The organism is Rhodoligotrophos defluvii, from assembly GCF_005281615.1.
In the GTDB taxonomy this organism is placed as follows: domain Bacteria; phylum Pseudomonadota; class Alphaproteobacteria; order Rhizobiales; family Im1; genus Rhodoligotrophos; species Rhodoligotrophos defluvii.
Map to the genome: position 1 here is coordinate 1 of NZ_SZZM01000014.1, position 14,214 is coordinate 14,214.

The window sequence follows — 14,214 nt, forward strand, 5'->3', positions numbered from 1 at the left end:
GCGGGCGTCGCCGCCCGCGCGCCGTGCTCGCCCTCGCGCTCCTCGGGCTCGCGGCACTCGGCTTCGCGGCGCTCGCCGATCCGGCGCCGCGCCTCGTCTGGAACGCCAGCGCGAGCGCACCCATCGGCCTCTACTGGCTCAGCCATATCAAACCATCGCGCGGCGACTTCGTGCTCGCGGACCTGCCGCCGGATGCCCGCCGTCTCGCGGTCGCGCGCGGCTATCTCCCCGACGGCGTGCCGCTGGTGAAGCGCATCGCCGCGCTCGGTGGCGACCGCGTCTGCGCCGTCGACAATGCGATCTCCGTCAATGGCCGGGTCGCCGCTAAGCGCCTGCCGTGGGACCGTCTCGGCCGTCCGCTGCCGCGCTGGACCGGCTGCCGCGTGCTCGCCGACGACGAGCTCTTCCTGTTGATGGCGGGCGTGTCCGGCTCGTTCGACGGACGGTATTTCGGGCCGGTGCGCCGCGCCGCGATCATCGGGAGGCTCGCGCCGCTATGGACCGAGTGACCCTCCTGATGCTCGCTGGACTCGCCATTGCGCCCTATGCCTGGCCGGCGCCCGGCGTCGCCGAACCGGTCGGCGCCGTCCAGGATCGCCTCGACCGCTGGCAGCCGTTCATCGCCGAAGCCGCCACCCGGTTCGCTATTCCCGAGGCTTGGATACGCGCCGTCATGCAGGCGGAGAGCGGCGGGCGGACCAGGCTCGATGGCCGCCCGATCACATCCCGGGCGGGCGCGATGGGCCTCATGCAGGTGATGCCCGACACCTACGAAGCGATGCGCGCCCGGCATGACCTCGGCGACGATCCCCATGACCCGCGCGACAACATTCTGGCTGGGGCCGCCTACCTCCGGGCCATGTACGAGCGGTTCGGGTTCCCCGGTCTCTTCGCGGCTTACAACGCCGGACCGGGCCGCTACGCAGAGCATCTCCGCGCGGGACGGCCGCTCCCGGCGGAGACCCGTGCCTATCTCGCGGCGCTTGGCTCACGCCGCTCCGCTACGCCGTCAGCGCGCGCCGTCGCGTCCGGAAGGTCCCTCTTCTTCACGCTGCGGACCACGGCGACGGCTCCACCGGACATTCCAGATGCGTCTGTATCGGGCGGCCTGTTCGTGCCGTTGCGCACCGTGCCGGGCAGCCGTCGATGAGAAGCAGCGGCGGCACCGGAGCCCCACCGGAGAGAGGGGCCTCGTCTCGGTTTTTCCATCGTACCAGCCAGGACGAAGCGCCCGTCAAGGATGCGCGGTCCCCCCAAAATGCTGCGCATTTTGGCTCCCCCACGCCCCGCTGCGCGGCGCCTTCGGCGTCCTTGACCGCCGCTTCGCCGGCCGATGCCAGGGCCTGTCCTCGATGAGGAGGGCACCAACCCTGGAGGTTCAGATGACCACGCTTCACACCCATCCGCACGCCGCATTCGACCGCTTCCCGCAGCTCGTCCGCGACCTGACTGCAGAGTTCGGTGCGGACGGAATCGACGCCATTGTCGAGCGTTTCATCGAGGCCGAACGCGCCGATTTCCACTGGGACGGACGCCTCGCGGAGATGAATCTCGGCGCCTGGGAGAGCTTCGACGAAGAGAACGAAGCGTTCGAGCTCGTGGCGATCCTCGGCTATTTCCGCGGCCGCTATTACGTCGCCACCTGCGTCGTCGATGGGGCGCGGCACGTCCATTGGATGCTTCGCCTGCGCCAGTTCGAGGTCTTCGAGAGCGCCGAAAAGGCGTTCCTGGCGAGCGGCGGGTAACCCGCCGACCGCCTCGGGAGCGGTGTTCGCTGACGCCGCTCCCGGTCCTTTCAGCCGGCGGCTCCGGCCGGTGCGTGGCCATCCGTCCGAGCCGGGATCGGACAAGAGATCGTAGATGAGCACAGATGGGACGCCGGGGACCTCGGGAGTGCGGTAGGGCAAGATGAAATAATGGCGCCAATGTCGCCTATGTCGTTGTCTGCACATCGTTTTCCCTGGCGCCATGCCCGGTTGGGCTGGCCCCAGGGTGGCGGCAAGTTGTTGAGCTGGCGCGATGTTCATGGTGCCGTCTTGCCGCCGTTCGCAGCCGCCGCTTACTCGTCTGTAACGACAGTAACCGACCACGGACACGACCATGGCAGATGATGACGACTTCAGGCCGAAGCTCGGCAGAATCCGCGCGCGGGGCAGCAAGCGTGGACGCCGCTATCTGCACCAAGTCTTGCGGGCGGTGGCGCTCGCCGGCACGCGTTCGTCCTCCAGCCGCGGCAGCTTCTACGGCAACCGGATCGGGCGCGGGTCCGGCGTCGGCCGGGTGCTCGCTTCGCGCGACCGCTATGCCGCCTTCCGCGTCCGGCGTGTGATCATCAAGTCGCGGATCGTGAAGCTCAAGGGGCAGGGGCTGAAGGCGGCACGGCTCCACCTGCGCTACATCCAGCGCGATGGCGTCACCCGCGAGGGCATGCCGGGAGAGCTCTATGATGCGGACTCCGACCGGGCCGACGGCAGGGCGTTCCTCGAACGCGGGGAGGGCGACCGGCACGAGTTCCGCTTCATCGTCTCGGCTGAGGACGCCGCCGAGTATGACGAACTCAAGGGATTTACCCGTCGGCTGATGAGCCAGATGGAGGAGGACCTCGGCACCCGGCTCGACTGGGTGGCGGTCGACCACTACAACACAGGGCATCCGCACACCCACATCGTGCTGCGCGGCAGGGACGACCGGGGCAAGGACCTGATTATCGCCCGCGACTACATCACGACGGGCATGCGCGAGCGCGCGGCGGAGATCGTCACCTTCGACCTCGGGCCGCGATCCGATCTCGAGATCGAGAACCGCCTGCGCATGGAGGTGGAGCAGGAGCGCTTCACCAGCCTCGACCGGAACCTGCTGCGCGAGGCCGACGAGGACGGCACCGTCCGGTCCGGGACGGCGGTCGGTGACGTCTTCCGCCAGACGCTACGGGCCGGCCGGCTGCAGAAGCTCCGCCGACTCGGGCTCGCCGAAGAGGTCGCGTCGGGCCGATGGCGGCTCGCCGACGACCTGGAACCGGTGTTGCGTCGGATGGGCGAGCGCGGCGACATCATCAAGACGATGCACCGGGAGATGGCGCGAGAGGGGAGGGCGCGTGCGGCGGCGGACTACGCCATCTACAACCCGGCCGACCGAAATGTGCGGCAGCTCGTCGGCAGCATCCTCGCGCGCGGGCTCTCGGACGAGATCAACGACCGCCACTACCTGATCGTCGATGGCGTCGATGGCCGGACCCATTACGTCGAGATCGGCCGGGCCGATGCGACCGAAGCCCTTCCGGAGGGTGCGGTCGTCGCCATAGAGCCGAAGCAAGCTGAGCCGAGGGCGGTCGATCGTACGGTCGCGGAGATCGCCGCCGCGAACCAGGGGCGGTACAGCGTCGAGATCCATCGCCGGCACGACCCGACCGCCACGGCGGCCTTCGCCGAGACTCACGTCCGGCGGCTCGAGGCGATGCGGCGTCTGGGTGCCGGCGTCGACCGGCAGCCGGACGGCACCTGGATCGTCGCACCGGATCATCTTGAGCAGGCGGCCGGCCATGAGCGGGCGCAGACCCGGTCGAGTCCCGTCGTGATCGAGACGCTATCGGTACTGCCGCTCGACCGACAGGTGAGTGCCGAGGGGGCTACCTGGCTCGACCGCGAGCTCGTCACCGATGCGCCGACGACCGTCCGTGACGCGGGGTTCGGTCGGGCGGTGCGCCAAGCGCTGGACCGGCGCCGGCAGTGGCTCATCGAGCAGGAACTGGCGCGGCAGGAAGGAGACCGGATCGTCTACCGCGCCAATATGCTGGGGCTGTTGCGGCGGCGCGAACTCACGCGTGTGGCCGGGCAGCTTTCCGGCGAGCTTGGCCTCCGCTACGCCGAGACCGAACCCGGCGAGCGGGTCGAGGGCATCTACCGCCGGCGGCTTGATCTGGCGAGCGGCCGGTTCGCGCTGATCGAGAAGTCGCGCGAGTTCAGGCTGGTGCCGTGGAGGCCGGTGCTGGAGCGGAACCTCGGCAAGACCGTATCCGGCATCGCTCGTGGCGACACGATCTCCTGGTCGCTCGGCCGCAAGCGGAGTGGGCCGGGGATTTCATAGCGGCAAAGGTATGATTTCATGTGCTGCTAGCCAGCCGGATCGCGGATATCCCGTTTGGATCGCGCTGTTCGAGCGCTGTGATAGAGTCGGTGAGGGCCTGGAGGACTCTGTGACGATACAATGATCCGGTTCGGCGTAGACCCCGACGCGCTCGCGTCGCGAATGGTTGACGATTTCTCAAGAACAGTCCTGCAAGGCGCGTTGCGGGTTGCTGACGACGACAAGAATCCGATCCGGGGCAACCTCTTTGCTTCGGCAATTCGGGAGTTGCTAACGCACATGCTTCACGAACTCGCACCAGAGAACGAAGTGAAGCAGTGCAGTTGGTTCAACGTAGAGACGGACGACGGAAGGCCAACTCGGGCGCAGCGCCAACGCTATGTCATTCAGGGTGGTCTATCAGACCGCTACGTGAAGGACGCGCTTCAGCTAGACGCTGACGATCTACGTCGTCAGTTGGGAGACAGTGTCAAGGCACTTCATAAGGCGACACACCTCCGGCCGGGGTCGGTGGTCGGGGATGACCGGACGGTGGACGCCTTGGCTCAAGACGCCCTCGGGTCGCTCGTTGCGCTTCTGGATGCGATCGATCACTGCCGATTGGAGATGATGATGGCCGTTACCGAAGCGGTGGTTGACGAGGCGACGGACGAGGTTCTCAGAGAGACGATCCAGACGATCGACGAGCTCGCTACGCATCATTCGATCGAGGAAATTTACGTTGACGACGTAAAGACCGTCAGAATCGATGCCCATTTCGTTTGGTATCGCGCAACTGGGACGATTGGAGCTGAGCTGCAATGGGGTTCAAACTCGGATCTCCGCCGCGGTGACGGCGCAACGCTAAACCACTCATTTCCCTTCATCTGCGATATCCCCGCCCCGGTCAATGATCCGGGCCATTTCGAAACCTCCATGGTAGATCTACGCGTGAGCGACGGTGGTTGGCGCGATTGATGGCGGCCGAACGGACCTCGAAATGCTATGGTGCCAGTCGTTACGGTTTATATCTGCTGACGTACTCATCGGACGTCGGCATGTCGCGTCGCAAATCTCGATAGCGCATGAAGTGGAATCAACCGCCCGTCCGGGCGTTGTCAGCAATGGCTTTCTTAGACCGTTTCTGAAGTGCTGGATCAGCAAGGATCAGGCGCCCAAGAGGCTTAGGCGTCGTGGCGCTGACTGGGTTCGGCTGGAATTCCAGGTATGGTTTGGTACGCGCGTAAAACATGCCGGTGTCGCCCCATAGCCATTCATGCTCGCCGCGTTGTTCCGGTTGCCCATATTTCGCGATGATGTCAGCCGTAAGATCGTCGCGGTCGCTAACCTTCAGTACGTCGACCGCAATTTGGTAGGCACGTGGACCTTCCGGCGTTGGCGCGAAGAAGACCTCAGCCCGAGCATCATCCCGAGCGAGATTGATCTTGTTCACGCCTGAATAGGCGGTTCCGCTGATCCGCTTCCCGTGCTTCTGCGCGACCGCCTGTTCAAAAGAGGGCCCAGGATCGCGTCCCGTAATAGTGAATCCAGCTTGCTTCGAGGCCTCCTGTGTTTCTGAGACGGTCATTCCAAGCTTGAGACCCATCACCTCGAACGTGCTCGGGTCGGCCGCCGAAGCGCCTAGGGCAAAAAGAGTCTGCGCCACACCGAAGAGGAGACCGAGAAAGACTGAGCGCATTGTCATTTCAACACCTTCAGTGTAAGCCACCTTGCTAACCCCTCTTGCCGCAACGATCGACCGTCGCTCCACAGTTCCGCCCCTTATCCTCAGTGCAGGCAGTTTAAGTCACCTCGGGTGTCGGTTCCATGGTCGAACCGATCGACGTACACCCTCGTTGCCTCTACTTGGATGAGGCGGACGATGTCGTAGAAGGGCGTAAATAAAGGCGATTGCCGATTTTTCCTTTCTGACGAATCCCTTGGGAACGTCACTCGACCTGAGTGTCGCGTCGATTTTCGGAACCCAAGGGAATGACTCCGACCAAGCTTCTCATCGGCCAAGCTCTCGTCGTCTTCGCCATCGTCATCGGCGGCGTGTGGGCGGCGACGCAATGGACCGCGGCGATGCTGGGCTACCAGCCGCGGCTTGGCGACCCATGGTTCGATCTCTTCCGCTGGCCGGTCTATTACCCCTGGCGCCTGTTCGAGTGGTGGTACGCCTACGAGCCCTATGCGCCCGACCTGTTCCGGCGCGCCGGCATGCTGGCCGGGGCGAGCGGGCTGCTCGGCACGGTCGTCGCCGTGATCGGCTCGCTCTGGCGCGCGCGGCAGGGCCGCTTCGTCACCACCTACGGATCGTCCCGTTGGGCGACCCGGAAGGAGGCTGAGCGCGCCGGCCTGTTCGAGCCGTGCGGCGTGTTCCTCGGCCGGCTCGGCAAGCGCTATCTCCGCCACAACGGCCCCGAGCACGTCATGGCCTTCGCGCCGACGCGCAGCGGCAAGGGCGTTGGGCTCGTCATCCCGACGCTCCTGTCTTGGACCGGAAGCACGGTCATCCACGACATCAAGGGGGAGAACTGGCAGCTCACGGCGGGCTGGCGCGCCCAGTTCACCCACTGCCTCCTGTTCAACCCGACCGATCCCCGCTCTGCCCGGTACAACCCGCTGCTCGAGGTGCGCAAGGGACCGCACGAGGTCCGCGACGTCCAGAACATCGCCGATATCCTGGTTGATCCCGAGGGCGCGCTGGAGCGGCGGAATCACTGGGAGAAGACCAGCCACGCGCTCCTGGTCGGCACCATCCTGCATGTCCTCTACGCGGAGGAGGAGAAGACGCTCGCTCGCGTGGCGGGCTTCATGTCCGATCCTCGCCGCTCCTTCGAGCACACGCTGCGCGCCATGATGGCGACGAATCATCTGGGCACGCCGCTGAATCCGGAGGTCCATCCGGTCGTCGCACAGGCTGCGCGCGAGGTGCTGAACAAGTCCGAGAACGAGCGCTCGGGCGTGCTCTCGACCGCGATGAGCTTCCTGGGGCTCTACCGTGATCCGACGGTGGCCGCGACCACGGCATCGTGCGATTGGCGCATCGCCGATCTCGTGGACACCGAGCGGCCAGTCTCGCTTTACCTCGTCATCCCGCCCTCGGACATCTCCCGCACCAAGCCGCTGGTGCGCTTGGTGCTCAATCAGATCGGCCGGCGGCTGACGGAGCGCCTGGAAGGCGACCCAGGCAAGCAGCGCCGGCACCAGCTCCTCATGATGCTGGACGAGTTCCCCGCGCTGGGGCGGCTCGACTTCTTCGAGACGGCGCTCGCCTTCATGGCCGGCTACGGCATCCGCGCCTACCTGATCGCGCAGTCGCTCAACCAGATCTCCAAGGCCTACGGCGAGAACAACGCGATCCTCGACAACTGCCATGTCCGGATCGCCTTCTCGTCGAACGACGAGCGCACCGCCAAGCGCATCTCGGATGCGCTCGGTACCGCGACCGAGCTGCGTGCCCAGCGCAACTATGCCGGCCACCGGCTCGCGCCCTGGCTCTCTCATGTCATGGTGTCCCGCCAGGAGACGGCAAGGCCGCTGCTGACGCCCGGCGAGGTTATGCAGCTCCCGCCGGCTGACGAGCTGGTGCTCGTCTCCGGTCTGCCGCCGATCCGCGCGAAGAAGCTCCGCTACTACGAGGACCGCAACTTCACGACGCGGGTCGCTGCGCCGCCGGCGCTTGCCGAGAACGGCTATCGCGACCGGCCGGCGCCGCGCGCCGATGACTGGACAGGCCAGGTGCGTGGCACCGACACGCGATTGGCTGCCGTTGTCGACCGAGACCTTGGCCTATCGGAGGACGAGGGCGGGCTTCAACACCAGCGCCACCCCGGCATGGCCGAGGCTGAGGTCATGAAGCCGGCCGATCCGGGTCGCGACAGCGATCTCGATCTCCTCGATGACGAGGCTGACGCACCGGCCCAGAGCAAGGCCATGGACCGCGTACGGCGGCTTCCTGCCGTCACGCGCGCCTACGGGATCGACGGCGATCCGGGCCGGCGCGATGACGACCTGCTGCCGGGTTTCTGAGGTCTCGCCATGAAACCGCGCCACCACCTCTATCTCGACGACGAGCTGACCGAGCAGCTCGAAGCGCTCGCCGCCAAGCCCGGCTCGTCCAAGTCGGCGATCGTGGCGGACGCGCTGCGCGCCTATCTCGCCCGGCGCGGCGCCAGGGAGCTCGATGACCTGCTCAAGGTCCGCCTCGACCGGATCGGCAAGCAGCTCAGCCGGATCGAACGCGACCAGCAGATCGTTCTGGAGAGCTTGGCGCTCTTCATCCGCTATCAGCTGACCGTGACGGCGCCGCTCCCTGAGGCAGACCAGGCTGCGGCCCGTGCGCTCGGGCAGGAGCGGTTCCAGGCCTTCATCGATCAGGTGGGCCGCCGCATCGCGGGCGGTCGCACGCTCGCTGCTGACGTGCTTGCTCGCTCGTCCACAGAGGAGACGACGGGATGAGCACCTACGACAGCCATCCCGAGAGCCGCGAGCGCCGGCGAGCAATGCTGCGTACTGCCATGGGGCCAGTGATCGGCGCGGCGCTCGCCGACCCCGCCGTCATCGAGGTGATGGTCAATCCCGACGGCAGCTTGCGCCTCGACCGGCTCGGAGACGGCCGGATCGACACGGGCGAGCGGCTCAAGGCCGCCGAGGTTGAACGCATCATTCGTCTCGTCGCGAGCCACGTGCGGGTCGAGGTCCATGGCAATAATCCGGTGGTCAGCGCCGAGCTGCCGGAGACCGGCGAGCGCTTCGAGGGACTGCTGCCGCCGGTCTCGCTGGCGCCCTGCTTCGCGATCCGCAAGCCGGCGGCGAGGGTCTACACGCTCGACGATTATATCGCGGACCACGTGATGATGCCGCTCCAGGCTGACGCGCTCCGCAAGGCGGTTGCCCAGCGGCGCAACGTCCTGATTGCCGGCGGCACCAGCTCGGGCAAGACCACGCTGGTCAATGCGCTGCTGGTCGAAGTCGCCCGGCTCGACGAGCGCGTGATCCTGATCGAGGACACCCGCGAGCTGCACTGCGCCGCGCCGGATTGCGTGGCGTTGCGTACCAAGCCCGGCCTCGTCAGCCTCGCCGACCTCGTGCGCTCGACGATGCGCTTGCGGCCGGACCGCATCATCGTCGGTGAGGTCCGGGGGCCGGAGGCGCTCGACATGCTCAAGGCCTGGAACACCGGCCACCCCGGCGGCATCGCCACGGTGCATGCCAACTCGGCCCATGCCGCGCTCTACCGGCTGGAGCAGCTCATCCAGGAAGCGGTCATCAGCGTGCCGCGGCAGCTCGTGGCGCAGGCGATCGACCTCGTCGTCTTCATTCGCGGTCGGGGCCTGGCGCGCCGGGTCGAGACCATCGCGGAACTCGAGGGCCTCGATGCCAACGGCGATTACCGGGTCGTCGAGCTCCCGCCCGCCGCCCTTCACGCCCTGTGATCTCGAAGAGGAGATTCCGATGCGCATGTCCATCTACCGAAGCCTCGCTCTTCCGGCGCTTGCTGCCGCTCTCGTCGTCGGTATCGCGGAACCGACGTTCGCCGCCGGTTCCAGCATGCCCTGGGAGGCGCCGCTCGAATCGATCCTGCAGTCGATCGAAGGTCCGGTGGCGCGCATCATCGCGGTGATCATCATCATTATTACCGGCTTGTCGCTTGCCTTTGGCGACACCTCGGGCGGGTTCCGGCGTCTCCTGCAGATCGTCTTCGGGCTTTCGATCGCCTTCGCGGCGACAAGCTTTTTCCTCGCCTTCTTCTCCTTTGGCGGCGGGGCGCTGGTGTCATGACGGTCCGCGTCGAAGGATTCGAGGTGCCGCTGCACCGCTCGCTCACCGAGCCGATCCTGTTGGCCGGCGCGCCGCGCACCATCGCCATTGTCAACGGCACGCTGGCGGGGGCGTTGGGCCTCGGCCTCAGGCTCTGGGTGGCGGGGATCCTCGTCTGGGCAATCGGCCACACACTCGCGGTATTCGCCGCGAAACGCGATCCGCACTTCCCACGGGTTCTGGGTCGTCACCTCCGTCAAAAGGGGTGGCTCGGATGCTGAACCTCGCGGAATATCGCCGCAAGCCAGCGCTCCTTGCCGACCACTTGCCCTGGGTCGCGCTCGTGGCACCCGGCGTGGTGCTCAACAAGGACGGCAGCTTCCAGCGCAGCTTCCGCTTCCCGGTCCCGACCTGGAGAGCGCGACCGAGGCCGAGCTCGTCGCCACCTGCGCGCGCCTCAACAACGTGTTGCGTCGCTTCGGCTCCGGTTGGGCGCTCTTTTTCGAGGCGGAGCGCCACGAGGCGCCTGGCTATCCGTCGTCAATCTTCCCGGATGCGGCGTCGTGGCTGGTCGATCGCGAACGCCGCGCGGCGTTCGAGCAGGAATTGGGAGCGTTCGATAGGGAACCAGGAGCGCTTCACAGGGAGCACCTCGAGAGCACGTATTATCTGACGCTCCTTTATCTGCCACCACCAGATCAGGTGAACCGGGCGGAGCGGGTATTGCTCGAAGTGCCGCCCGGCGAGCGCGCTCTCGATTACCGCGATCATCTCAAGGCCTTCATCGCCGAGACGGATCGCACGTTCGACCTCTTATCCGGCATCATGCCGGAGTGTAGGGCACTCGACGACGCCGAGACGCTGACCTTCTTCCACGGCGCGATCTCGACCCGGCGCCATCCGGTTGGCGTGCCCGAGACGCCCATGTATCTCGACGCGATCCTGGCTGACACGCCACTCGCGGGCGGTATCGAGCCGATTCTCGGCGAAGAGCACCTCCGCACCGTCACGGTGCTTGGGTTCCCGAACGCCACCCGGCCCGGGCTTCTCGACGACCTCAACCATCTGGGCTTCGCCTATCGCTGGGTGACCCGCTTCCTCCCGCTCGACAAGACGGCCGCCAACGGCGCGCTCACGCGGCTCCGGCGCCAATGGTTCGCCAAGCGCAAGTCCATCACCGCCATCCTGCGGGAGGTCCTCTACAACGAGCCGACGCCGCTCCTTGACTCGGACGCCGACAACAAGGCGCTCGACGCCGACGCGGCGCTCCAGGAACTGGGCGGCGATCATGTTGCCTTCGGCTATCTAACCACGACCGTTACGGTCTGGGACGAGAGCCGTGCGGGCGCCGCGGAGAAGGTGCGGGCCGTCGAGCGGGTCATCAACGGCCGCGGCTTCACCACCATCCGCGAGACCGTCAACGCTGTGGAGGCCTGGCTCGGCAGCCTGCCAGGGCACGTCTACGCCAACGTCCGCCAACCGCTCGTCCACACCCTGAACCTCGCACATCTGGTACCGTTGTCGGCCATCTGGGCCGGGCCGGCGCGGAACGAGCATCTGGACGGCCCGCCGCTGTTCCTCGCCGAGACCGGCGGCACCACGCCGTTCCGCTTCGCCACCCACGTGGGCGACGTCGGTCACATGCTGATTGTGGGGCCCACCGGTTCCGGCAAGTCGGTGCTGCTGGCGCTGATGGCCTTGCAGTTCCGGCGCTACGCGGACTCCCAGATCACCATCTTCGACAAAGGCGGGTCGGCGCGCGCCGCCGTGCTCGCCATGGACGGACGGTACCACGCCCTCGGCAGCGGCGGCTCGCTGTCGTTCCAGCCGCTTCGGCACATCGACGATCCGACCGTCCGGAGCTGGGCCGCCGAGTGGATCACCGGCCTGCTCACGCACGAGGCGGTCGTCATCACGCCGGAGGTCAAGGAAGCCGTCTGGTCGGCCCTGGGCAACCTGGCCACGGCCCCCGCGGAAGAGCGCACCATCACGGGTCTGTCGATCGTTCTGCAATCGAACGCCCTCAGATCGGCGCTCGCGTCCTACACGCTCGAAGGTCCGTTCGGCCGCTTGCTCGATGCGGCCGAGGACCGGCTCGCCCTCGGCGACGTGCAGTGCTTCGAGATGGAAGAGCTGATGCATGAGGCGGGCGCGGTCCTGCCGGTGCTGACCTACCTCTTCCACCGTCTCGAGGAGCGCTTCAATGGCCGGCCCACGCTGCTCGTGCTCGACGAGGCCTGGCTCTTCCTCGACAATCCGCTCTTCGCCGGGCGCATTCGCGATTGGCTGAAGACGCTGCGGAAGAAGAACGTCGCCGTCGTCTTCGCGACCCAGTCGCTCGCCGACATCGCCGGCAGCACCATCGCGCCAGCACTGCTCGAGTCCTGCCCCCAGCGCGTCTTTCTGCCCAACGACCGCGCGCTCGAGCCGCAGAGTCGCGAGGCCTACGGCCGCTTCGGCCTCAACGACCGCCAGATCGAGCTGATCGCCGCGGCCCAGCCCAAGCGGGACTACTACCTGCAATCCCGCCGCGGCAACCGGCTCTTCGAGCTCGGTCTCGGTCCCGTGACGCTCGCGTTCTGCGCGGCGTCCGCAGCTACGGACCAGGCATTGATCGACCGCGTGCTGGACGACGCCGGTCCCGACCGATTCGCCGAGGCCTGGCTCCGGACGAGAGGCTTGGAATGGGCCGCTGCGCTGCTGGACGAGTTTCCCGGAAAACAAGGAGGACAGCCATGAAGCGTCAACTCGGCGCCGCCTGCTTGGCGGTGTGTTTCGCTTTTCTGCCGATACAGCCGGCTCGTGCCCTCTTCGGCGCAGGCGACGTCGTCTTCGACCCGTCGAACTATTCCCAGAACGTGCTGCAGGCCGCCCGCGCGCTACAGCAGATCACCAACCAGATCCGCAGCCTGCAGAACGAGGTGCTGATGCTGCAGAACATGGCGAAGCACCTTGAGCGGCTCGACTACTCTTCCCTCCACGCCATCGAGATGGCGCTCCGCCGCGTCAACCTGCTGATGGCGCGGGCCGAGGGCATCGCCTTCGAGATCGACCGGACCGAGCAGGAGTTCGCGCGGCTCTATCCGAAGGACTATGCGGCGACCGTGACCACCGACGAGCTCTCCCGCGATGCCCGCGCGCGCTGGGAGCATTCGATGGACGCGCTGCGGCAGACGATGCTGGTGCAGGCGCAGGTCGTGCAGAACGTGAACGCCGATACCGGCGAGCTCGCGCGCCTCGTCACCGCGTCCGAGGCCGCCATCGGCAGTCTCCAGGCGCAGCAGGCGACCAACCAGCTCGTCGCGCTGTCCACCAAGCAGCAGCTCCAGGCTCAGGAGCTGGTCGCCGCCCAATATCGCGCCGAGGCGCTGGAGCGCGCCCGCGCGACCGCCGCCCAGGAACAGGCACGCGCGCAGTTCAGCCGCTTCCTCGGCGACGGCCAGGCCTACACGCCGCGGCACTGAGCAAGCCGGGAGAGGCGACACGCCATGGACGACATCAACGTCATCGACCGATTCACACAGACCTTCATCACCTACATCGATTCGGGCTTCGGTCTGCTGACGGGCGACGTCGCCTTCCTCACCTCCATCCTGGTGGCGATCGATATCACGCTCGCCGGCCTGTGGTGGGCGATGGACGAGGGCTCGAACGTCGTCGCCCGCCTCGTCCGCAAGGTGCTCTATGTCGGCGCGTTCGCCCTCATCCTGAACAATTGGCAACTCTTCGCAGATGTCGTGTTCCAATCGTTTTCCGGGCTGGGCCTCAAGGCGACCCCTACAGGATTGACGGCTGATCGTCTGCTGCAGCCTGGCTTCGTTGCCGGAACGGGTTTCGAGGCCGCGTACCCGTTGCTCCAGCAGGCGGGCGACCTCCTCGGCTTCACAACCTTTTTCGACAACGCGGTGACGATCCTCGTGCTGGTCTTCGCCTGGCTCGTGGTCGTGCTCGCCTTCTTCATCCTCGCAGTCCAGCTCTTCATCACGATCATCGAGTTCAAGCTGACGACCCTGGCCGGCTTCGTCCTCGTCCCCTTCGCGCTCTGGAACAAGACGGCGTTTCTCGCCGAGCGCGTGCTCGGCAATGTCATCTCATCAGGGATCAAGGTCATGGTGCTGGCCGTCATCATCGGCATCGGCACTACGCTGTTTGGAGATTTCATCAGCGCGCTGGACGGCGCCGAGCCGAACCTCGAGCAGGCGATGTCGCTGGTGCTCGCCTCGATCGCCCTGTTCGGGCTCGGCATCTTCGGGCCCGGTATCGCCGCCGGTCTCGTTTCGGGCGCCCCGCAGCTCGGCGCCGGCGCCGCCATCGGGACGGCAGGCGCCGTGGCAGCCGGCACGCTTGCCGGGGGTGCCGCCGCGCTCGGCGTTGCCCGCACGGGCG

General features: G+C 66.7%; 13 protein-coding genes and 1 pseudogene. 13 read left to right on the top strand and 1 reads right to left on the bottom strand.

Translation table 11 applies throughout. From position 1 onward, the window contains the following. The 5 genes from traF to E4P09_RS25635 form a co-directional block, all read left to right on the top strand. A partial coding sequence (gene traF, locus E4P09_RS25615; RefSeq protein WP_205042316.1) for a conjugative transfer signal peptidase TraF occupies positions 1–509 on the top strand: 509 nt, incomplete at its 5' end. Continuing rightward, complete coding sequence (locus tag E4P09_RS25620; protein ID WP_137392502.1) at positions 497–1,150, top strand: lytic transglycosylase domain-containing protein; 654 nt, start codon at positions 497–499, stop codon at positions 1,148–1,150. The genes traF and E4P09_RS25620, both read left to right, overlap by 13 nt. Positions 1,151–1,382: 232 nt before the next feature. Then, the gene (locus tag E4P09_RS25625; protein ID WP_205042317.1) at positions 1,383–1,745 is read left to right on the top strand and encodes a hypothetical protein; all 363 of its coding nucleotides are present in this window, start codon (positions 1,383–1,385) and stop codon (positions 1,743–1,745) included. A 355-nt stretch (positions 1,746–2,100) separates the two neighbouring features. After that, the gene (gene rlxS / locus E4P09_RS25630) at positions 2,101–4,083 is read left to right on the top strand and encodes a relaxase/mobilization nuclease RlxS (RefSeq protein ID WP_137392503.1); all 1,983 of its coding nucleotides are present in this window, start codon (positions 2,101–2,103) and stop codon (positions 4,081–4,083) included. A 120-nt stretch (positions 4,084–4,203) separates the two neighbouring features. Then, on the top strand, positions 4,204–5,040 hold the full coding sequence (locus E4P09_RS25635; protein ID WP_137392504.1) for a pPIWI-associating nuclease domain-containing protein: 837 nt from the start codon (positions 4,204–4,206) through the stop codon (positions 5,038–5,040). A gap of 118 nt (positions 5,041–5,158) precedes the next feature. Here E4P09_RS25635 and E4P09_RS25640 read toward each other — a convergent pair whose 3' ends face one another. Continuing rightward, the gene (locus E4P09_RS25640; RefSeq protein WP_137392505.1) at positions 5,159–5,791 is read right to left on the bottom strand and encodes a hypothetical protein; all 633 of its coding nucleotides are present in this window, start codon (positions 5,789–5,791) and stop codon (positions 5,159–5,161) included. A 263-nt stretch (positions 5,792–6,054) separates the two neighbouring features. Between E4P09_RS25640 and E4P09_RS25645 the strand changes: the two genes are divergently transcribed. The 8 genes and pseudogenes from E4P09_RS25645 to trbL form a co-directional block, all read left to right on the top strand. Beyond that, positions 6,055–8,097, top strand: a complete 2,043-nt coding sequence (locus E4P09_RS25645) for a conjugal transfer protein TraG (RefSeq protein ID WP_137392506.1) — start codon at positions 6,055–6,057, stop codon at positions 8,095–8,097. Positions 8,098–8,106: 9 nt separating this feature from the next. Then, positions 8,107–8,526, top strand: coding sequence for a ribbon-helix-helix domain-containing protein (locus E4P09_RS25650; protein WP_137392507.1), 420 nt, complete (start codon positions 8,107–8,109; stop codon positions 8,524–8,526). Then, entirely contained in the window at positions 8,523–9,503 is a 981-nt protein-coding gene (trbB, locus tag E4P09_RS25655) for a P-type conjugative transfer ATPase TrbB (protein WP_137392508.1), read from the top strand. Before E4P09_RS25650 ends, trbB begins: the two co-directional genes overlap by 4 nt. A gap of 25 nt (positions 9,504–9,528) precedes the next feature. After that, complete coding sequence (locus E4P09_RS25660) at positions 9,529–9,849, top strand: TrbC/VirB2 family type IV secretion system protein (protein WP_428977743.1); 321 nt, start codon at positions 9,529–9,531, stop codon at positions 9,847–9,849. Then, positions 9,846–10,109 (top strand): VirB3 family type IV secretion system protein, encoded by a 264-nt coding sequence (locus E4P09_RS25665; RefSeq protein ID WP_137392510.1) that lies wholly within the window; start codon positions 9,846–9,848, stop codon positions 10,107–10,109. The genes E4P09_RS25660 and E4P09_RS25665 overlap by 4 nt, the downstream gene beginning before the upstream one ends. Then, positions 10,103–12,567, top strand: a pseudogene (gene trbE / locus E4P09_RS25670) (conjugal transfer protein TrbE). The gene E4P09_RS25665 and the pseudogene trbE overlap by 7 nt, the downstream one beginning before the upstream one ends. After that, complete coding sequence (gene trbJ / locus E4P09_RS25675; protein WP_137392511.1) at positions 12,564–13,292, top strand: P-type conjugative transfer protein TrbJ; 729 nt, start codon at positions 12,564–12,566, stop codon at positions 13,290–13,292. Before trbE ends, trbJ begins: the two are co-directional and overlap by 4 nt. 24 nt (positions 13,293–13,316) lie before the next feature. Beyond that, the coding region (gene trbL / locus E4P09_RS25680) for a P-type conjugative transfer protein TrbL (protein ID WP_137392512.1) at positions 13,317–14,214 on the top strand (898 nt) is incomplete at its 3' end.